The sequence below is a fragment of the Pseudomonas sp. Tn43 genome, assembly GCF_014192635.1.
Classification (GTDB): Bacteria; Pseudomonadota; Gammaproteobacteria; order Pseudomonadales; family Pseudomonadaceae; genus Aquipseudomonas.
The window spans coordinates 34983-55368 of the sequence record NZ_JACHYG010000011.1 but is presented as its reverse complement, the minus strand read 5'-3'; the positions used below and the strand labels follow the sequence as shown (position 1 = coordinate 55368).

General features: G+C 59.1%; 14 protein-coding genes. 5 read left to right on the top strand and 9 right to left on the bottom strand.

What is annotated here, in order from left to right; genetic code table 11:
* Positions 1 to 75: 75 nt before the first annotated feature.
* The 3 genes from FHW68_RS22995 (at position 76) to cmoB (ending at position 2361) form a co-directional block, all read left to right on the top strand.
* A complete protein-coding gene (locus tag FHW68_RS22995; RefSeq protein WP_183683245.1) occupies positions 76 to 510 on the top strand; it encodes a hypothetical protein in 435 nt (144 codons plus the stop codon).
* 118 nt (positions 511 to 628) lie between these two features.
* Positions 629 to 1408: a carboxy-S-adenosyl-L-methionine synthase CmoA gene (cmoA, locus tag FHW68_RS22990; RefSeq protein ID WP_183683242.1), complete on the top strand. Its 780-nt coding sequence runs from the start codon at positions 629 to 631 to the stop codon at positions 1406 to 1408.
* Positions 1405 to 2361: a tRNA 5-methoxyuridine(34)/uridine 5-oxyacetic acid(34) synthase CmoB gene (gene cmoB, locus FHW68_RS22985; protein WP_183683241.1), complete on the top strand. Its 957-nt coding sequence runs from the start codon at positions 1405 to 1407 to the stop codon at positions 2359 to 2361. The genes cmoA and cmoB overlap by 4 nt, the downstream gene beginning before the upstream one ends.
* A 131-nt stretch (positions 2362 to 2492) precedes the next feature.
* Here the strand turns inward: cmoB and tadA are convergent, their stop codons facing one another.
* The 7 genes from tadA to treP form a co-directional block, all read right to left on the bottom strand.
* Positions 2493 to 2990 (bottom strand): tRNA adenosine(34) deaminase TadA, encoded by a 498-nt coding sequence (gene tadA / locus FHW68_RS22980; protein ID WP_183683239.1) that lies wholly within the window; start codon positions 2988 to 2990, stop codon positions 2493 to 2495.
* Complete coding sequence (locus tag FHW68_RS22975; protein ID WP_183683237.1) at positions 2990 to 4366, bottom strand: multicopper oxidase family protein; 1377 nt, start codon at positions 4364 to 4366, stop codon at positions 2990 to 2992. The genes tadA and FHW68_RS22975 overlap by 1 nt, the downstream gene beginning before the upstream one ends.
* A 1097-nt stretch (positions 4367 to 5463) precedes the next feature.
* Positions 5464 to 5754, bottom strand: coding sequence for a PTS transporter subunit EIIB (locus tag FHW68_RS22970; protein ID WP_183683235.1), 291 nt, complete (start codon positions 5752 to 5754; stop codon positions 5464 to 5466).
* A gap of 2 nt (positions 5755 to 5756) precedes the next feature.
* Positions 5757 to 8291, bottom strand: a complete 2535-nt coding sequence (gene ptsP / locus FHW68_RS22965; RefSeq protein WP_183683233.1) for a phosphoenolpyruvate--protein phosphotransferase — start codon at positions 8289 to 8291, stop codon at positions 5757 to 5759.
* 62 nt (positions 8292 to 8353) lie between these two features.
* The gene (locus FHW68_RS22960; protein ID WP_183683231.1) at positions 8354 to 9577 is read right to left on the bottom strand and encodes a carbohydrate porin; all 1224 of its coding nucleotides are present in this window, start codon (positions 9575 to 9577) and stop codon (positions 8354 to 8356) included.
* A 108-nt stretch (positions 9578 to 9685) separates the two neighbouring features.
* Positions 9686 to 11335 (bottom strand): alpha,alpha-phosphotrehalase, encoded by a 1650-nt coding sequence (treC, locus tag FHW68_RS22955; RefSeq protein WP_183683229.1) that lies wholly within the window; start codon positions 11333 to 11335, stop codon positions 9686 to 9688.
* Between the two features lie 113 nt (positions 11336 to 11448).
* Positions 11449 to 12891, bottom strand: coding sequence for a PTS system trehalose-specific EIIBC component (treP, locus tag FHW68_RS22950; RefSeq protein WP_095632435.1), 1443 nt, complete (start codon positions 12889 to 12891; stop codon positions 11449 to 11451).
* A 237-nt stretch (positions 12892 to 13128) separates the two neighbouring features.
* Here treP and treR point away from each other — a divergent pair, with 237 nt between their 5' ends.
* Both treR and FHW68_RS22940 read left to right on the top strand, forming a co-directional pair.
* Complete coding sequence (gene treR, locus FHW68_RS22945) at positions 13129 to 13833, top strand: trehalose operon repressor (RefSeq protein ID WP_183683227.1); 705 nt, start codon at positions 13129 to 13131, stop codon at positions 13831 to 13833.
* 98 nt (positions 13834 to 13931) lie between these two features.
* The gene (locus tag FHW68_RS22940; RefSeq protein WP_183683225.1) at positions 13932 to 16937 is read left to right on the top strand and encodes a membrane-targeted effector domain-containing toxin; all 3006 of its coding nucleotides are present in this window, start codon (positions 13932 to 13934) and stop codon (positions 16935 to 16937) included.
* Between the two features lie 85 nt (positions 16938 to 17022).
* On the opposite strand, the gene guaA is transcribed toward FHW68_RS22940, so the two are convergent.
* Positions 17023 to 18600 carry a glutamine-hydrolyzing GMP synthase gene (gene guaA / locus FHW68_RS22935; RefSeq protein WP_095632438.1) on the bottom strand — a complete coding sequence of 526 codons (1578 nt, stop codon included), beginning with the start codon at positions 18598 to 18600 and terminating at the stop codon, positions 17023 to 17025.
* A 126-nt stretch (positions 18601 to 18726) separates the two neighbouring features.
* A complete protein-coding gene (gene guaB, locus FHW68_RS22930; protein WP_095632439.1) occupies positions 18727 to 20196 on the bottom strand; it encodes an IMP dehydrogenase in 1470 nt (489 codons plus the stop codon).
* Positions 20197 to 20386: the final 190 nt, after the last annotated feature.

Sequence of the window (20386 nt, the reverse complement as noted above, 5' to 3'; positions counted from 1 at the left end):
AACCTGTTTCATCGCTCATAAAGTCCCTTGTAATCCAGCAGGCAATAAAGCCTACCGGGCACTCAGGGACTGATCATGAGCACAGCGACTCCACACACAGAAAAAACACATCGGGCTACGACGGGCACATTCACCGCCACGGTTAATGACGAACCGAACTTCGACGCTAAAGACGTATCTGTGACCCTTCAGCCGTCGATAGAAATCCATGGGATACAGGACAGCTTCGACAGCCCAATACGCACAATCAGCATCGGCCTGGCTCCCGATATCAAAAATGGCGACTATGTATTCAAAGAGCATGATGAAGTGCGCCAGATGCAAGTGATTGCGTCATCAAGTAGCAGCCTCTATGTCACTCTCGCCGCCACCCTGCATGTAGATTTTGATCCCGCGAACGCACACTACGCGGGCCGTGCGAATATTGAGGCTGAAGATGTCTTCAATGGTGGCCGCATTATTAATATTGAAAGCGCATTCGACCTTCATGGTGTGACAAGCCTCAAATAGCAAAAGAAATAGCCAACGCAGGCCTGCCATCCATCACTACCTCGGTAATGATGGTTGGCAGGCCTCACCACAGCGCTTTATCCGACAACCCAAGCATCCCCCCGTCAATTTGGCTAAAATGCCAGCCTTTTCCACCCATGCCGCTGGAACCGCCGTGAGCAAAGAATCCGATCGCCTTTTCGCCCAGCCTTTGGCCCAGGTGCCTGACTTCGCCTTTAACGAGGACGTGGTGCGGGTGTTCCCGGATATGATCAAGCGCTCGGTGCCGGGGTATCCGACCATCGTGGAAAACCTCGGCGTGCTCGCCGCGCAGTTCGCCCAGCCCAACAGCGTGCTCTACGACCTGGGCTCTTCGCTGGGCGCGGTGACCCAGGCCCTGCGCCGTCACGTGCGCACCGACGGCTGCCGCGTCATCGCTGTGGATAATTCCGCCGCCATGGTCGAGCGTTGCCGCGAGTACCTCAACGGCCAGGACTCGATGTTCCAGGAGTTGCTGCCGGTGGAAGTGATCGAAGGCGACATCCTTGCGCTCGAGTTCCAGCCAGCCTCAGTGGTGGCGCTGAACTTCACTCTGCAATTCATAGCCCCCGACCAGCGCACTGCGTTGCTCTCGCGTATCCGCCAGTCGTTGTTGCCCGGGGGCGCGCTGATCCTTTCGGAGAAGCTGCGCTTCAACGATCCTGAAGAACACGCGCTGCTCACCGACCTGCACGTGGCCTTCAAACGCGCCAACGGCTACAGCGAACTGGAAATTGCCCAGAAGCGCAGCGCCATCGAAAACGTCATGAAGCCCGACAGCCTCGAAGAACACCGTGAACGCCTGCTGGCCGCCGGGTTCTCGAAAGTCGTGCCGTGGTTCCAGTGTCTTAACTTTGCCTCGTTGATTGCCTTGCCATGATTGATCTGTCCCCCCTTGCCCGCCGCCTGGCCGGTACTCCGCTGGCCGAATGGGCCAACACCCTGCAAGCACAACTCGACAAGAAAATGGAAAAAGGTCACGGCGACCTGGAACGCTGGCAGAGCGCGCTGGACGCGTTGCCGAAGATTCAGCCTAGCGAAATCGATTTGTTGAACGGCCTGAAACTGGACACCGATTGCGACGTCGAGACCCGCGCACAAATGCGCACCGCTCTGATGGGGCTGTCGCCCTGGCGCAAAGGCCCGTTCGACCTGTTCGGCGTGCATGTCGACACCGAATGGCGCTCGGACTGGAAGTGGTCGCGGGTTGCGCCGCATCTGGATCTGAAGGGCAAACGCATCCTCGATGTCGGCTGCGGCAACGGTTATTACATGTGGCGCATGCTCGGCGCCGGGGCCGACAGCGTGATCGGCGTCGACCCCAACTGGCTGTTCTTCTGCCAGTTCCAGGCGGTGCAACGTTACCTGTCCGAGCCCAACGCCTGGCACTTGCCGTTTCCCTTTGAGGATCTTCCCCCCAATCTGGAAGGCTTCGACACCGTATTTTCCATGGGCGTGTTCTATCACCGCCGCTCGCCGATCGAGCATTTGCTGGCGCTGAAAGATTGCCTGGTCAAGGGCGGTGAACTGGTGCTGGAAACGCTGGTGATCGAAGGCGATCAACAACAAGTGCTGGTGCCGGAAGACCGCTACGCGCAGATGCGTAACGTGTGGTTCCTGCCATCGGTGCCGGCACTGGAACTGTGGCTGCGCCGCGCCGGCTTCAGCGACGTACGTTGCGTGGATGTGAGCGTGACTACGATCGAGGAACAACGCGGGACGGAGTGGATGAAGTATCAGTCGTTGAGCGATTTCCTTGATCCGCAGGATCACAGCAAAACCATCGAAGGGCTGCCGGCGCCGATGCGCGCCGTCATCGTCGCCCGCAAGTGAAACCCCGATCTCCCAAACACCCAATAAACCTGTGGGAGCGGGCTTGCCCGCGATGGCGTCGGCAAATCAAACATTGATGTCGACTGAACCCCTGCTATCGCGGGCAAGCCCGCTCCCACAGGTATCAGTGTTTACTCTAAAGGTTTTGCTCGGCGAGCCTTGAAAAATTCACTCAACACCGCGCCACACTCCTCCGCCAACACCCCTCCTTCATACAACACCCGATGATTCAAAAAGCCTTGGGTAAAGAACTGCCCCTGGCTTTGCACAATCCCGGCCTTGGGCTCCAGCGCGCCATACACCACCCGCGCAATCCGTGAATGCACGATCAGCCCGGCGCACATGCTGCACGGCTCCAGTGTCACGTAGAGCGTGCTACCCGGCAGGCGATAGTTGCTGGCGGCCTGGGCGGCGGCGCGGATCGCGACCATCTCGGCGTGGGCGCTGGGGTCGTTGCCGCTGATCGGGCAATTGAACCCGCGCCCGATGATCTCACCGTCCTGTACCAGCACCGCGCCCACCGGCACTTCACCCAGCGCCGCGCCTTGAGCGGCCAGGGCCAGGGCTTCGCGCATGAAATCACGATCACGGCTGCGGTCGATAATCGCTGCGGGGCGAATCTGACGCATCACGCCACCTCGATGGCGGCCATCAGGCCGGTTTCCATGTGGTCGATCACATGGCAGTGGAACATCCAGACCCCAGGGTTATCCGCCACCAGCGCCACTTGCGCACGCTCGTTCTTGCCCAACAGATAGGTGTCGGTGAAGTACGGGATGACCTTGTGCCGGTTCGAGGCAATGACTTTAAAACTCATGCCGTGCAGGTGGATCGGGTGCTGGTACTGAGTCATGTTTTTCAATTCGAAAATATAGCTTTTGCCCTTTTCGAGCTTGGCAATCGGCCGATCGGCGCAGGTCTTGTCGGTGATGTCCCAGGCCTTGCCGTTGATCTGCCACAGGCTTGGCGGCTTGCCGTTTTCGACATTGACCGACACCGAACCCACCCATTCAAAATTGAAGTTGAGTTTCTCGGCATTGGCCAGGTCCGGCTCGGCCACCGGGTTGGCGGGCAGCGCCGGCGGCCATTCGGTCGGCGCATCGGTATTGGCCACTGAACGGAAGGTGCCCAGGCGGACCGGGCCATTGCGCAGGGACAGTTCCTCGCCGGCCGGCGGTGCCTTGATCGCCAGGCAAATGCGCATGCCAGGCCCCAGCCAGTATTCCTTGCCCAAGGGGCGCGGTTCAATCGGATTACCGTCCAGCGCGTAGATCTGCGCTTCGACGCCGGGGATGTTGAGGCGGTACGTCAGCGTATTGTCGAGGTTGAGCAGGCGCACGCGGGTGATTTGCCCGGCAGGCAGGTCGATCACCGCTTGCGCGATGCCGTTGATGGTCGACAAGCCCCCCGCCGTGCCGCCACGGGCTGCTTCGCGAGGAATGCTGAACGCGACGAAAGCGCCCTCTTCATCGACGTGCCAGCTCTTGAGACTCAAGGTTTTTTCGTATTTGAAACCGGTGGGCTCGCGCTCTTCGATGATCAGCGGGCCGACCAGTCCCCGACCGAGTTCTTCGCTGCTGTTCACGTGCGGGTGATACCAGTAGCTGCCGGCGTCGGGTACGCGGAATTTATAGTCGAAGTACTCGCCCGGCAGCACCGGCAATTGCGAGACATACGGCACGCCGTCCATCTCCAGCGGCAGACGAATACCGTGCCAGTGAATGGTGGTCGCCACCGGCAGATGATTGATGAAGCGCACCCGCAACCATTCGCCCTGACGCACGCGCAACTCAGTGCCCGGTGCCGATGGGCCGAACGCCCAGGCCGGCGTCTTGTGCCCGGCCACCAGCTCGACGTCCAGCGGAGCGGCGATCAGCTCGTAGTCGTGGCCGGCGTCAGCATCGGCCATTTTGCCCAGCCAGTAACGCGACGCGCCCCCGGCCCCCACGCCAACCACCACAAGACCGGCCAGGCCACCGAGTATTTGTCGACGGGTAAAGGACATGAACTCAACTACCTCACGTATCAGCCACAGGCAAGGGGCCTGCAAAAGGCGAATACGATACACCTGCGGTTGAGAAACAGTAAGGGCAGCGCGGCGGATGGTCACAGTCAAAGCCCGTCTGGCAATGCGCTGAAATGAAACCCTGTGGCGAGGGGGCTTGCCCCCGTTCGGCTGCGAAGCAGTCGTTAAACCATCCAGCGCGATGTATCAGATGCAATGCGATTGCAGGGTTTAGGGTCGTTTCGCTGAACGTGACGTAGTCGCCGCTAATCAGAGAATCGCCCTACAGTCATTTCCACCTTTCCCGACTTCTTTCCTGATCCATCCCCCGCAAAGTCCCCGCGCCTGATTTTCTGCCCCAGATAAGGCCTGTTATCTCTGAGGCAGATAGATTTTATGACCGCTTCGCGCTCAATCGCGGGCAAGCCTCGCTCCTACAGGATTAAGGTCGTTCCCATATTTAGCGGTCTGCCTCGATTCCGTAGGAGCGAGGCTTGCCCGCGAAGGCGGTCTTACAGGACGGTGAAATTTCTGGAAATGCGCTCCATCGATAGTCTCTGGTGGTCACTGAAAATTCAGTGGTGGGGTGTAGGAACCCTTCAAGACTAGAGAGGACGCTTTGGCGTCGACACCTGAATTGCGGCCATCACGTGTGTCCGTAAGATCAGTTGCGGCGGCTGTGCGCGGGCACGCTTCGGTGTGGTCGAGTTCTCTGGTCTCGATATTCCTACCCCGCGTATAGCTGCCACCCAAGCCTGTAGGAAGGCCGATGGTAGCTCCGCTTCTACCAGAGGTCTAAAAATGAAAAGTCTTCACCCCGATCCACCCTACGAAAACGGCCTTCGGACTAAAGTTGCTGAATGATCGTTCCCACGCTCTGCGTGGGAATGCAGCCCGTGACGCTCTGCGTCACATCGGTGTCTGGCTCGACAGCGGCGGTGGCTGGAACGCGGAGCGTCCCTTGAGGCATTCCTACGCGGAGCGTGGGAACGATCATTCGGTTTTGTCAGACATACCGTGGTGTTTGGTTTGGCGACTGCTGCGCAGTCGAACGGGGGCAAGCCCCCTCGCCACAGGTAATCCCTTTCACCACAGAATTATGGCCGAATACCGATGATCAGATGCATCACCCCATCCTCCAGCATCATCACCCCCGGCACCCCTGCCGTCGCCAAAGCCTGCCGATCCATCCGCGCCACATCCCGCAATTCCACCCGCACCCGGGTCAGCGCCACGGGCTGTTGCGACTTGAGGTTATCCATTCCGCCAAGCGCGGCGACGATGTTCGCGGCCAAACCGCCAACAGGCTGAGTCTCCATTTTCGGCTCGTCCACCACCAGGTCCGGCGTCAACGCTTTCCAGAACGCTCGCTGCATTTTCTCGAACATGCTCAGTTCTCCAGAACCAGTGAAGTATCGACCGTGGCCTCGTGGTGCAGCCGCAATGCCTCGCGCACTTGTTCGGCACTTTCCAGCCCCAGCACTTGCTGGGCGATGGCTTGGCAGTCCAGCAGGTCGACTTCGCGAACCGCCGCCTTGATCGCCGGAATCAACGGCACGCTCACCGACAACTCATCCACCCCAAGCCCCAGCAACAGCGGCACCGCCAGCTTTTCCGAAGCCAGGGCGCCGCATACTCCGACCCATTTGCCATGGGCATGGGCGGCTTTCACGGTGGTGGCGATCAAGCGCAATACCGACGGATGAAAACTGTCGGCCTGACTGGCCAGCCGTGGGTGATCGCGGTCCATGGCCAGGGTGTACTGGGTCAGGTCGTTGGTGCCGATGGAGAAGAAATCCACTTCGGGCGCAAACAGGTCAGCCATCAGCGCCGCAGCCGGTACTTCGATCATGATCCCCAGCTTCGGCAGTTCAGTCAGGCCTAATGCCAGCGCTTCTTCTTCCAGCAGTTGGCGAGCCAGCCGCAGTTCCGACAATTGCGTGACCATCGGCAGCATGATGTGCAGGCGAGCCAGCCCGGCGCTGCTCAAAATCGCCTTGAACTGATCGCGCAACAGTTGCGGACGCTCCAGGCACAAACGAATGCCGCGCATGCCCAGGAACGGGTTGGTTTCGCGCTCCATCGGCACATAGGCCAAGGGTTTGTCACCGCCGACATCCAGGGTTCGAACCACTAGATTGCGCGCCGGCCCAAGGGCGCGGGCAATGGCGCTGTAGGTGGAGGCCTGTTCGTGATGGCTCGGCGCGTGGTTGCGGTCCAGATAAAGAAACTCCGAACGCAGCAGACCGACGCCCTCGCCGCCCAGCGCCATGGCCTGTTCGGCTTCGGCCAGGGACGCGATATTGGCGGTGATTTCAACGTGATGCCCATCTCGGGTACGGGCCGCCAATCCTGCATTTTCTAGCTCGTATTGCTGGCGTTTCTTCTGCAGTTGACGATTGGCTTGCAACTGCTCGATGGCGGCCAGATCAGGATCCAGCTGCAGCTCGCCCTTGTCGGCATCGAGCAATACCCGGGTGCCATTGATCAGTGTCAGCACCTGAACCGGCAAGCCGCAGATCGCCGGTAAACCAAAGGCCCGCGCGAGAATTGCCACGTGGCTGGTGGCACCACCGCCGACTGTCGCGAACCCCAATACCTTGTGCGTGTCCAGACCAGCCGTTTGGGAGGGCGTCAGTTGCTCGGCAATCAGAATCGCCCCGTCCGGCAACTCCATTGCACGATCTTCTACACCGAGAATCAGCTTGAGTACCCGTTGACCGACGTCAGCCAAATCCGCGGCCCGTTCGGCCAGCAAGGCATTGCCCAGTTTTTTGAACAAGGTGGCCGTCGACTCGATGGCCGCACGCCAGGCGAAACCGGCGCTTTTGCCTGCATCGATCAGTGCCAGAGCCTGATCCAGCAGGCCAGGGTCTTCGAGCAGTTCCTGATGAGCCTTGAAGATGTCTGCCTGGGCGTCACCCGTGGCCTTGTCTCGCAACTGCTGCAAGGCCAGAACCGCCTCAGCCAGCGCTCGGGACAGTTGCTCGCGCTCAACCTGAGGGCTGACGCCTGACTCGCTCACCTCGAGAGTCTGCTCGGCAATCTGCACCACCTGGCCAAACGCCGACCCCGGCGATGCACAGACGCCGCGCAGCACCGTTAGCGATGAGGCCTGCGCGGCAACTGGCGCAACCTCTGCCATCACCGTCACGGTTTCTCCACAACCGGCGGCCAGCAATTCGGCCAGCGTCTTGATCGCCACTTCGGCATCCGCGCCCGCCGCGCTGACCTGCAGGACGTCACCATGGGCGGTCTGCAACGCCATGATCTCCACCAGGGATTTGGCGTTCGCACTGCTCTGCTGTTTATGCAGGCAAATGCTCGCCGCAAAGCCTTTCGCCGCCTGGGCAAACACGGCTGCGGGGCGAGCATGCAAACCGTTGATGTTGGGCAGCGTCACCGGTTTGGAAAACAGCGCTTCGCCCTCCTGCGCAATCCCTTCATCGGCCGCCCCTTCAGATGAATGCAGACTCAGCAGCGGCTGACCACTTTCCACCCCACCCGTTTCGGGCGTCAGCCAGGTGAACGGCTCGCCGCTGACCACCAGCATCAAGGTCAACAAACTGCGGGCGTGCAAGGCGATGTAATCGGCGTCGAATTCGATCAGTGCCTGCCCCACCACTACGCGCTGACCTTCTTCCACCAATCGGGTGAAACCCTTTCCCGCCAGGTTCACGGTGTCGAGGCCAATGTGCATCAACACCTGCACGCCATGGTCGTTGGTGATGCTGACGGCGTGCCCACTGGCCTGCACATTGCTGATCACGCCGGCCAGCGGTGCGCACAAGGTTTGCGAAGTCGGATCGATGCACAGACCGTCGCCGATCACGCGACTGGAAAACACCTGATCGGGCACCTGATCCAGCGGCATCAGCACGCCGGACAAGGGTGCCAGCAGTTGCAATTGTTGGGGTGTGGCCATGACGTCACCTGCTGTTTTGTTCTTTGAAGTGCTGATGGAGCGCGAGGCTCCGACAGCATCGCTTATTTCCACCAATACTCGACCTGCAATCCGACGTTCGAACCGTGTCGCGCCGTGCCGAAGGCGCCGGTGTCGGACAACGCCGAACCCGCCGCCAGTTCATTGGCCGCCCGTTTGGCCGCCTCGTTCCAGCTGGCATAGGTGTAATACAGACGCACCTCGGGGCGCGCCCAGAATTCCGGGCCCTTGGGCGACCAGGTCGGGGCGAAGGTGAACTTGCTCAGCTTGCGCGTCCCACCTGTGGCTTCAACCTGATCGTGTCCCAGTTCGGTCACCAGTTTGAACTGCTCGGTGATCGCATACGCCGGACGAATACCCAGGGAGATCCAGTTCTGGTCGGCGCCGTCCGGGCGAATGTCTTTCTGGTAGACCGCTTCGACTTGCCCGCCGAAACGCGGCGTCACTTGCCAGTCGAAGAACTCCACCACGCGATAGCTTTTACTACTGTCGTCCAGCCTCACGTTACCGGTATAGCCCAACCCGGTGCCGGGGCCTTCGCCGTACTGAAAGGCCAGTTTATTCTTGCCACCCAGAAAGCCCTTCTGCACATGCTGGGTGGTGATCGCCCAACCGCGATGAGCGTCGCGGCTGTCGGGTTTGTCGATGTAGCTCAGGCCGAACTCCAGCTCACCGCCAGGGTTGGTGTTGAAGCCGGCGACGTTGAAATCGTGACGGTTGATGTAGTCCTTCTGGTACAGGTTGTCCTTGCGCGAGAAGGCGTAGCTGTACTTCAGATCGCCGATCAGCACATCTTCGATACCGCCACCGGTGGCGCTCTGATTCCAGTAGTAGAAGTCGGAAATGTGGATATCGTTACGTTTGTAGTAACGCCGACCGGCCCACAGCGAGCCGCCGTTGAGGCTGGGCATGTTCGACCATTGCGCATACAGCTGCGGCATGCGCACTGAGCCGTTGTCACCGTTGAACGTCAGGCTGCGGTCGTACTGGTTATACAGCGAAGCCATGCCATCGACACTGAGTACCGAGCCGTCGTCCAGGGTGAACAGATCCTGACGCAACTCCAGCTCCGCATACTGTTCGCATTCGTTACCCAACCGGTATTTCGACTGCGCGCCCGGCAATTGAAAACATGACTGGGAACTGCTGTTGACCGAGGTGCCGACACCGCTACGCACATAGCCGGCGAATTCCAGCGCATGGGCCGATAACGGTAACGCCAGGCACACGCCCGCCGCTACAAGGCTGCGATTTATTGTTGTTTTCAAAAACCACCTCATTATTTTTATTGTGTGATGCAGCAAAAATCGGCGCGCAAAACTCCCCCGCGCAGTGTTCTGCGTGTGCTTTTTAAACGGTGTTTTATTGGTTAAGCGTTAGTGGTCGCTCAGGTGCAGAGCGAACGATTCATAAGGCCGCAAAAAGACCTGTCGGCTTCGATGCGGACTCTCCGGGTAGTTGCTGATGACCAGGCGTTGCGTCATCGCTTCACTGATCGCCTCTGGCGGCAATTCGACTTCGCACGGCGTGCCATAGAAGTTGTTCAGCACCAGCAAACGCTCGCCATGACCTTCGCGCACGTAGGCCCAGATTCGTGTGTGCTCAGGCAATAACTGCCGGTAAACACCGTCGGACATCAACGTTTCACTGCGGCGCAAGGCAATCAGCTGACGGTAGTGATGCAACACGGAATCCGGATCGTCGAGTTGCTGCGCGACGTTGATCTGCGCCGCGTTGGCCGGTACACCGATCCAGGGTTCGGCAGCGCTGAAACCGGCGTTCGGCTCAGCGTTCCAGTGCATCGGCGTACGACCGTTGTCCCGGGACTTCTGCATGATCGCCGCCATGTTATCGGCGTCGCTGCTACCGGCTTCACGCTTGAGCCGGAAGATGTTCAGGGTTTCGACGTCGCGGTATTGATCGATGTGATCGAAGCCCGGATTGGTCATGCCCAGTTCTTCGCCTTGATACACGAACGGCGTGCCCTGCAAAAAATGCAGCGCCGTGCCGAGCATCTTCGCCGACACCACCCGATGTTCGCCATCGTGACCAAAACGCGAGACCACACGCGGCTGGTCGTGGTTACACCAGAACAGCGCGTTCCAGCCGCCGCCGGCCTGCATGCCGGTCTGCCAGTCGGAGAGGATGCGCTTGAGTGCGAGGAAATCGAAATCAGCGCGGACCCACTTCTGCAGGTTCGGGTAATCAACTTTCAAGTGATGAAAGTTGAAGGTCATCGACAGTTCTTTCGACTCTGGCCGCGAATAACGAATGCAGTGTTCCAGGCTGGTAGACGACATCTCGCCGACGTTGATCAGGTCATGGCCTTCGAACACTTCGCGGTGCATCTGCTGCAAGTAATCGTGAACGTTTGGGCCATCGGTGTAGAAGCGTCGACCGTCGCTGTTGTCCTCAGGGAAATCCGCCGGTTTGGAAATCAGATTGATCACGTCAAGCCGGAACCCGCCCACACCTTTGTCGCGCCAGAAACGCATCATCTTGAACACTTCGGCGCGCACCTGGGGGTTGTCCCAGTTCAGGTCGGCCTGCGTGTGGTCGAACAGGTGCAGGTAATACTGACCGGTCTGGGCCTCGTACTCCCAGGCGGAACCGCCGAATTTGGATTCCCAATTGTTCGGCTGGTCACGCCAGATGTAGAAATCGCGGTAAGGGTTGTCGAGGCTGCTGCGGGCCTGCTGGAACCAGGTGTGTTCGATCGAAGTGTGGTTGACCACGATGTCGAGCATCAATTTGATCCCGCGCTTGCCGGCCTCGGCGATCAGCAACTCGCAGTCGGCCATGGTCCCGTAGCTGGGATCGATGGCGTAGTAATCGCTGATGTCGTAACCGTTGTCGCGCTGGGGCGAACGCAGGAACGGCGTGATCCACAGGCAATCGACACCCAGCCAGTGCAGGTAGTCGAGCTTGGCCACGACGCCGAGCAAATCCCCCGTGGGGTTGCCGGCGTGGCTGTGAAAACTCTTCGGGTAGATCTGGTAGATCACCGAACGTTGCCAATCTTGCATGGCGGGATTCCTTCAGTAAGTTTTGTACTGGCCTTGGGGCCTCTTCGCGGGCAAGCCTCGCTCCTACAGGGTTTTGCAATGTAGGAGCGAGGCTTGCCCGCGAATGCGATCTGTCAGGCGACCCGATACCCGGGCCGGACAATCCTCATGCTCAAACCGCAGGTCAGAACAAACGGCACGACCATGGCAATCACCATCCCGACCACGAACATCGGAATGAATTGCGGAATGATCGAGATGAAACCGGGCAACCCGCCAACGCCGATCGCCGAAGCCTGGACCTTGTTCATCGACAGGAAAATGCTGCCCAGCGCCGAGCCGATCAGGGCCGCATAAAACGGAAATTTGTAGCGCAGGTTGACCCCGAACATCGCCGGTTCAGTGATGCCGAAGTAAGCGGAAATCGCCGACGTCGAGGCCATGCTTTTGTCCCGCACACTGCGGGTCATGTAGAACACCGCCAGTGCCGCGCTGCCTTGGGCGACGTTGGACATGACAATCATCGGCCAGATGAAGGTGCCGCCCTGGGTCGAGATCAGTTGCAAGTCCACCGCGAGAAACATGTGGTGCATGCCGGTGATCACCAGCGGTGCGTAGAGCAGGCCGAAAATAGCGCCGCCGATCATGGGTGCCAGGTCGAACAGGGTGACCACGCCTTCGGTGATGAGAATCCCCAGATGACGGGTCACCGGGCCAATCACCGCCAGCGCCAGCACGCCGGTGACGACGATGGTGGTGATCGGCACCACCAACAATTGCACCGCATTAGGCACCCGCGCCCGCAGCCACTTTTCGATGACGCTCATCACATAGGCCGCCATCAGGATCGGCAGGATTTGCCCCTGATAACCGACCTTCTCGATCTGAAACATACCCAGGATGTCGAAGTACGGCAGGCTCTGCCCTTCAAGCCCAGCCACCGCTTTGCCGTAGTTCCAGGCATTGAGCAGATCCGGGTGCACCAGCATCAGGCCGAGCACGATGCCGAGGATTTCGCTGCCGCCAAAGCGCTTGGCCGCCGACCAGCCCACCAGTGCCGGGAGAAACACGAACGAGGTGTTGGCCATCAGGTTGATCAGGCTCCAGAGCCCGTCAAGCTTGGGGTAGGCGTCCAGCAGGGTCTTGCCCTCGATGAACATGCCCTTGGCGCCGATCAGGTTGTTGATGCCCATCAGCAGGCCGGCAATGATCAGCGCCGGAAGGATCGGCATGAATACGTCCGAAAACACCCGCACCAATCGCTGCATCGGATGGATCTTGTCCGCGCTTTTCTGTTTGACGTCGGCGATGGTCGAGGCGGCGAGACCGGTTTGCCGGCGCAGCTCGGCGTAGACCTTTTCCACTTCGCCGGGGCCGATGACTACCTGGAACAGGCCACCGGTATAGAACGAACCTTTGACCAGATCGATCTGGTTCAGCGTGGCGCTGTTCACCAGGCTCGGGTCCTTGAGGGCCAGGCGCAAGCGTGTGACGCAATGCGCGGCCTGCTCGAGGTTATCGCTGCCGCCGAGGCTGTGCAGCAGCTCGGAGGCGATGTTCGGATAGTCGTGGCTCATGCTTGTTCTTCCGCTGTAGTTTTTTGTTATTGGCAGCACGCCGAAGCGAAAAGTACTCGTCTGTACGAGTTATTGCAACAACTCGTACAGACGAGTTTGATTTTGTTTATCCTGAACCCGACAAGCGGCGATATTTCCTACCTCAAAAGTCGAAGAAACCTAAACCCGCATGGACAAACCCCTACCCTGCCCTTAAGGTTCAAAACCTTGAGCACAGCGCGGCACAGAGCCATCCCCATGAGTAAATACAACCAGATCTACAGCGATCTGCTTGCCAGCATCACGACCGAACGTCTGGAACGCGGCGCCCGATTGCCGTCCGAAACCGAACTGATGGACAGCTACCAGGCCAGCCGCGGCACCGTGCGCAAGGCCATCGAGCAATTGCAGGAGCGCGGCTTCGCCCAGAAAATCCACGGCAAAGGCACCTTTGTGCTGTCGACCAACCCGATCGAGTTTCAGCTCGGCGGCATCGTCAGTTTCCAGGAAACCTACCCGCGACTGGGCAACGACGTCAGCACCGAGGTGGTCGAGTTCACACAAATCCCCCTCGAAGGTCCACTGCTCGAACACATCAAGGCCGAACAAGGCAGCCTGATCACGCGGATCAAACGCGTGCGCCGGATCGACGGCAAACGGGTGATTCTGGACATCAACCATTTCGTCAGCGACGTGATTCCCGGCTTGTCCCGCGACATCGCCGAGCACTCGATCTACGCCTTCATCGAGCAAACCCTGCAACTGCAAATCGCCTACGCCCAGCGCACCATTGAAGCGGTGCCCCGCAGCAAGGACGACCAGCAACACCTGGACCTCGATGGCCAGAGCCATGTGATCGTGGTCAGTAACCAGACGTTTTTGCACGATGGCCGGCAGTTCGAGTACACCGAGTCGCGGCATACGTTGGATAAGTTCTACTTTTCGGATGTGGCGCGGCGCTGACGCTACACGGTACTGAATCCCAATGGGCATAACTATGTAGTGCACAGTCCTTGAGCGAACGGGTCATCCTCGACGCCCGTTTCTCAAGGATAGAGAGCATGACCCCGACCGAAATACGTCCACTGCCCAATGCCGCCGACAAGGCCGCGCTCAAGGCGATCGCCACCCGCCTCATCCAGACCTGCCCCAGTCTGCAAGACACGGCTCACGAGGTCGCCAGCGATCTGCTGAAGAAATATGGCATCACCGATCTCGATCCGGATCGGGTGTACTTCCATCGTTTCGACGCCTCCCAAAGCAGTTCGAAAGCCTTCACCGGTTGGGAGCATGCCAAGGCCACGCCGACATCTTCCATGACCCTGACACAACTGGTGATCCACCGTTTTCGGGTTGCCGACCAGGACAACGCCGATCTGCTCGACGTGTATGCAGGCTTCTACACTGCCGGCCCGAACGCCGGCACGTTCGATGAAACCAATGAAGTACGCCTGCATGGCAACGAGGTACTGAAGGATTTCTGGAGCATTGATTTCAGTTCGCTGTACACCGACCGACTGACCGCCTTCTGGAATGATTCGGGCACTGATTTCCGCACCCTGGCCAAGTGCAGCTTCCTCGGCAAAGCCGTGGAGGCACGGGACAAACGCCAGTTGAGCGACGAGGATTTCCAGTTCATCACCACTGCCGTCATCGGCCCGATCACCTGGCCGGTCAACCTGCAGTTGTTGCAGGCCCGACATCCCTGTTCTGACAGCGTTCGGACCCTGGATGTCGACCAATACACATCCACCCATATTCTTCGCTTCATCGTCCCCAAGGGCCGGCAAATTGTGTATCTGCCCGGTGAAGCCGATGCCTTTCAGGTGCTGGAAACCGCAACGGACATGCACTACTGGATGCTGCTGCGGATGAACAAAGAAGACGCTCGCCAAACATTCATGGCGCATTTTTCCCTGGCTGATCGACAGGATATCGCCGAGAACATCACCGCTATCATGAACCGGCTGGTCAGCACCTGGGGCAAGTACGACCATCACCTGATCAACCCAAAAAACCAGGCCATTACCGGCGATGCCTTCAATTGGCTACGCGACTCGACCAAAGATGCGATGTTCACTGAAGCCCGACTTTCGCTGACCTCCGATGGCGATCTACGCAAAAAACTCTGGATCGGTTACCTCAGCGCCGGTGTGAAAGTGTTCGGCCCGATGGCGGTTGTCGGCTGGCCCGTCGCACTGCCGGTGATCGGCGCCAGCATCGCCAACCTGGGCCTGAACATTGATCAAGCGGTTAACGGTAATACCGCCGAAGAACGCAAGGCCGGCATCCTCGGCGCAGTGCTCAGCGGCATTGATGTGCTGTTCAATCTGCTTGTCATTAAAGGCCCGGGCGCACTGGAAGACATCGGCGCCGAAGTTAACGCTGCCGAGGCGAAGGAAATGGCCGAGCTGATGGAAGCGAATGCCCCCAACCCCGCCGCCGCAGTAACCGGTGAAGCGTCACTGATTGAAGAACTCACACCCACACTGCCAGAAACCCGGCAAAGCCCCATGGTGCCCGATCACTGGCAAGCCAATGAACTGCTCGAAGGCGAAACACCTGGTGCCGGGCCGGGGAAATTCCAGGGTATCTTCCAGCTCAATGCCAACCCTTCAACCGCCATCATGATGGACGACCTCGCTTACTACGTTCGCTATGAGAGTGATCTCAATGGCACAGGTCACTGGGCGATCATCGATCCGGAAAACCCGCACAGCTTCAGGGATTCGATTCCGGTACGCCTGAACGAGGAAGGGAAATGGCAAATAGTGTCGCGCAACGGGCTCAAGGGCGGTGGCAAGACGCCCGCCACTGCCGGCACGAGCACGGCACGGGAGCCCAACCGCGCACCGACGGTACCGCTGCCCGCCTCGGAATATGACGTTCCCCCTCAGTTGAAACCGCACCTGGAGGACGGCGCTGCCGGGTCAGACGATGATGCGCTGCGAGATGCCTACGACAGCCTTGATGACGTCGATGCCCATAGAGACTTCAAAGCCATCAGAAAGCGTCTTTATCGTGATGCCATACGTTTCTATGCCGACCTCAACCTGCCCGAGCGGCCTCCCATTCCTCAATTGAACCCCAACGCCACAGCCGAGGAAATTATCGAAAAGATTTTCGACCATGCCCGAGGTCTGGTCATCGGCGAGAGCCATGACGGAATCGGCAGTAAACAATGGCTGATCGATAACATGGCACTGCTGGCCCGCAGAAATGTGAAAACCCTCTACATGGAACATTTGCTGACCGACTTTCATCAGGCGGCACTGGACTCCTTCGGGCAAACCGGGGTCATGTCAAAAGAACTGGAGCGTTACCTGAAAGTGCTCGATACCGGGAACATGACCGATCCGCTTGAACGCGATACGTTCCTCGGCCTGGTCAAGGAAGCCGGGAAACAGGGTATTCATGTGCAAGCCATTGACTGCATGGCCAGTTACAGACTCAACGGCATGGACATCGTCCCGGACCAGGAACGCTTTATCGACGAAACGGCGCGTCAGAAAATGATGAACTATTTCGCCAGATCAATCATTCGTACCGACCAGGCGGTTCGGGGCGCGCATAAATGGGTGGCGCTGATGGGCAACTCCCACTCCAACACCTTCGAAGGCGTTGCCGGCGTCAGCGAACTGGAAGAAGGCATCGGCATTCGTGTGGAAGACGTTGCCGAAGGAACCTCCCACGGTATTGAAGTCGATCCGGGGAAAATCCTGCCCATGAGCAACGATATATTCGATCGTACCGCACTGGTCAGGGGTGATTTGCGCCTGCAAGTCGAAACGCCCTGGATAGCACAATCCATGACAGAGATCGAAGCTCTGTTACCTCATCAAGGTATGTACACCTTGAAGCTTCAACCCGGCATGACGTTTCTGGTTCACCGCAGCCGCAACAACTCAATCGTCCGCACCCTGATCCAAAACGATGGCGGCCGCTACTACATCGAACGCCCTAACTGGCCTTCGGTCAGTGGCAAACGCTATGGCGGTATCAAGGCACTTTTACAAGGGTTGGATGCGATGGGGCTGAAGCTGGCCGGGTGGTCGAAACCGCTGTAACCCGGGAACGAAAAAGCCGCGTGAAATCGAGTTTCACGCGGCTTGTTCATGCTTCAGCGTTCAAGCCATCAAGGCTTGTGCGGGATCATTCCCACTCAATCGTCGCCGGCGGCTTGCTCGACACGTCGTAAGTAACGCGGGAGATGCCTTCGATTTCGTTGATGATGCGGCCGGAAACGGTTTCCAGCAGTTCGTAAGGCAGGTGAGCCCAACGCGCGGTCATGAAGTCGATGGTTTCCACGGCACGCAGGGCAACAACCCAAGCGTAACGACGGCCATCGCCGACAACGCCCACCGATTTCACTGGCTGGAACACCACGAACGCCTGGCTGACCTTGTGGTACCAGTCGGCTTTACGCAGTTCTTCAATGAAGATGTGGTCGGCGCGACGCAGCAGGTCGGCGTATTCCTTCTTCACTTCACCAAGAATCCGCACGCCCAGGCCCGGGCCCGGGAACGGGTGACGGTAGACCATATCGTACGGCAAGCCCAGCTCCAGGCCCAGACGACGGACTTCGTCCTTGAACAGCTCGCGCAGGGGTTCAACCAGCTTGAGGTTCATTTCTTCCGGCAGGCCACCCACGTTGTGGTGCGACTTGATCACGTGAGCCTTGCCGCTTTTCGCGCCAGCCGACTCGATCACGTCCGGGTAAATGGTGCCTTGGGCGAGGTACTTGATGTTATCCAGTTTGCTGGATTGCGCATCGAACACGTCGATGAAGGTACGGCCGATGATCTTGCGCTTTTTCTCTGGGTCGCTTTCGCCTGCCAGATTGTCGAGGAACTGGTCCTCGGCGTTGGCGCGGATCACCTTGACGCCCATGTTCTCGGCGAACATGGCCATCACTTGCTCGCCTTCGTGCAGGCGCAGCAGGCCGTTGTCGACGAAGACGCAAGTCAACTGGTCGCCGATAGCCTTGTGCAGCAGCGCGGCAACCACCGAGGAGTCAACGCCGCCGGACAGGCCGAGCAACACGTTGTCGGTGCCAACCTGGGCGCGGACCTGGGCGATGGCGTCTTCAGCAATCTTCGAAGGGGTCCACAGGGCTTCGCAGCCGCAGATGTCGAGGATGAAGCGCGAGAGGATGCGGCCGCCCTGTTTGGTGTGGGTCACTTCCGGGTGGAACTGCACGCCGTAATAGCGGCGCTCGTCACTGAACATGCCGGCAATCGGGCAGCTCGGGGTACTGGCCAGAATGTGGAAGTCTTCCGGCAGTTTGGTGACCTTGTCACCGTGGCTCATCCATACGTCGAGGCCGAACAGGCCATCGGCGTCGATATGGTCTTCGATGCCATCGAGCAGGCGGCTCTTGCCGACCACATCAACGCGGGCGTAACCGAATTCGCGCAGATCGGAACCTTCGACCTTGCCCCCCAGCTGTTCAGCCATGGTTTGCATGCCGTAGCAAATACCGAAGACCGGAACGCCCAGGTCAAACACCGCTTGCGGGCAGCGCGGGCTGTCGGCTTCGTGCACGGACTCGGGGCCGCCGGCGAGAATGACGCCTTTTGGAGCGAATTCGCGAATCGCCTCGTCGTCCATGTCGAACGGATGCAGTTCGCAGTACACGCCGATTTCACGCACACGGCGGGCAATCAGCTGGGTGTACTGGGAACCGAAGTCGAGGATCAGGATGCGGTGAGCGTGAATGTCGAGGGACATGGGAAAGAACTCAAAAAGCAGTTGCTAGCTTCAAGCTGCAAGCTGCAAGTAGTCGGAAGCTGCGCGGTAGCTGCGTAATCGCAGTACCGCTTGCAGCTCTTAGCTTGTGGCTTATAGCTGTCGGCGTCAGCCGACCCGATAGTTTGGCGCTTCTTTGGTGATCTGTACGTCGTGAACGTGGGACTCGGCCATGCCAGCGCCGGTGATCCGCACGAACTCAGGCTTGGTACGCATTTCTTCGATGTCGGCACTGCCGGTGTAACCCATCGAGGAACGCAGGCCGCCCATCAGTTGATGGATGATGGCGCTCAGGGTGCCCTTGTACGGAACACGCCCTTCGATGCCTTCCGGAACCAGTTTCTCGGCGCCGGCCGAGGAGTCCTGGAAGTAACGGTCGGAGGAACCTTGAGCCTGGGACATGGCGCCCAGCGAACCCATGCCACGGTAAGCCTTGTAAGAACGGCCCTGGAACAGTTCGATCTCGCCTGGCGCTTCTTCGGTACCGGCAAACATGGAGCCCATCATCACGCAGGAAGCACCGGCAACGATGGCCTTGGACAGGTCACCGGAGAAACGGATGCCGCCGTCGGCGATCAACGGAACGCCGGTGCCTTCGAGGGCTGCGGCGACGTTGGCGATGGCACTGATTTGCGGGACGCCGACGCCGGCGACGATACGGGTGGTGCAGATCGAGCCAGGGCCGATACCGACCTTGACTGCGTCAGCGCCAGCTTCGGCCAGGGCCTTGGCGGCAGCGCCGGTGGCGATGTTGCCGCCGATGACCTGCACTTCAGGGAAGTTCTGCTTGACCCAGCGAACGCGGTCGATCACGCCTTTGGAGTGACCGTGAGCAGTGTCGACCACTACCACGTCAACGCCAGCGTGGACCAGGGCAGCTACGCGGTCACCGGTGTCTTTACCGGTACCGACCGCAGCGCCAACGCGCAGACGACCTTGATCGTCCTTGCTCGCCAGCGGATAGGCCTTGGCTTTTTCGATGTCGTTGACGGTCATCATGCCTTTGAGGGCGAATTTGTCATCGACGATCAGCACGCGTTCGATACGGTGCTTGTGCAGCAGTTCGCGCACGTCGTTCTTGTTGGCGCCTTCCTTGACCGTGACCAGACGCTCTTTAGGCGTCATCACTTCACGGACGGCGGCATCCATACGGTTTTCGAAACGCACGTCACGGGAAGTGACGATGCCGACCAGGTCGCCATCGTGCAGTACCGGTACGCCGGAGATGTTATGCAGGCGGGTGAGTTCGAACAGTTCACGAACCGTGGCGTCAGCCTCGATGGTGATCGGGTCCTTGACCACGCCGGCCTCGTACCGCTTGACCTTACGCACTTCGGCAGCTTGCTGCTCGATGGTCATGTTCTTGTGAATGATGCCGATGCCACCTTCCTGAGCCATGGCAATTGCCAAGCGGGCTTCAGTAACGGTGTCCATGGCAGCAGAAACCAGTGGAATATTCAGCTCGATGCCACGGGTAAGGCGGGTCTTGAGACTGACTTCGTTAGGAAGAACCTCGGAATAACCGGGCACTAAAAGAATGTCGTCGAAGGTCAGAGCTTCTTGGCTGATACGCAGCATCGCGGGGGCTCCCGAGCGGGAAAATGGAAGCGCGCCATTATAGTCAGACACCCCCTCGGGTTCAATGTAAAACTCTGTCTATTATCGACGCGGTGATCGACGGAGGTTTTGGCACACGAATCCCGTAGGAGCGAGGCTTGCCCGCGAAGGCATCGACTCGGTGCATCTGATGTACCGCAGCGATACCTTC

Excerpts from the sequence above, each read along its gene's own strand:
- treP (WP_095632435.1), bottom strand. The coding sequence starts at position 12,891 with ATGAGCCACGACTATCCGAACATCGCCTCCGAGCTGCTGCACAGCCTC.
- FHW68_RS22995 (WP_183683245.1), top strand. The coding sequence starts at position 76 with ATGAGCACAGCGACTCCACACACAGAAAAAACACATCGGGCTACGACG.
- guaB (WP_095632439.1), bottom strand. The coding sequence starts at position 20,196 with ATGCTGCGTATCAGCCAAGAAGCTCTGACCTTCGACGACATTCTTTTA.
- tadA (WP_183683239.1), bottom strand. The coding sequence starts at position 2,990 with ATGCGTCAGATTCGCCCCGCAGCGATTATCGACCGCAGCCGTGATCGT.
- cmoB (WP_183683241.1), top strand. The coding sequence starts at position 1,405 with ATGATTGATCTGTCCCCCCTTGCCCGCCGCCTGGCCGGTACTCCGCTG.
- FHW68_RS22970 (WP_183683235.1), bottom strand. The coding sequence starts at position 5,754 with ATGTTCGAGAAAATGCAGCGAGCGTTCTGGAAAGCGTTGACGCCGGAC.
- ptsP (WP_183683233.1), bottom strand. The coding sequence starts at position 8,291 with ATGGCCACACCCCAACAATTGCAACTGCTGGCACCCTTGTCCGGCGTG.
- FHW68_RS22940 (WP_183683225.1), top strand. The coding sequence starts at position 13,932 with ATGACCCCGACCGAAATACGTCCACTGCCCAATGCCGCCGACAAGGCC.
- treR (WP_183683227.1), top strand. The coding sequence starts at position 13,129 with ATGAGTAAATACAACCAGATCTACAGCGATCTGCTTGCCAGCATCACG.
- cmoA (WP_183683242.1), top strand. The coding sequence starts at position 629 with ATGCCAGCCTTTTCCACCCATGCCGCTGGAACCGCCGTGAGCAAAGAA.
- treC (WP_183683229.1), bottom strand. The coding sequence starts at position 11,335 with ATGCAAGATTGGCAACGTTCGGTGATCTACCAGATCTACCCGAAGAGT.
- FHW68_RS22975 (WP_183683237.1), bottom strand. The coding sequence starts at position 4,366 with ATGTCCTTTACCCGTCGACAAATACTCGGTGGCCTGGCCGGTCTTGTG.
- guaA (WP_095632438.1), bottom strand. The coding sequence starts at position 18,600 with ATGTCCCTCGACATTCACGCTCACCGCATCCTGATCCTCGACTTCGGT.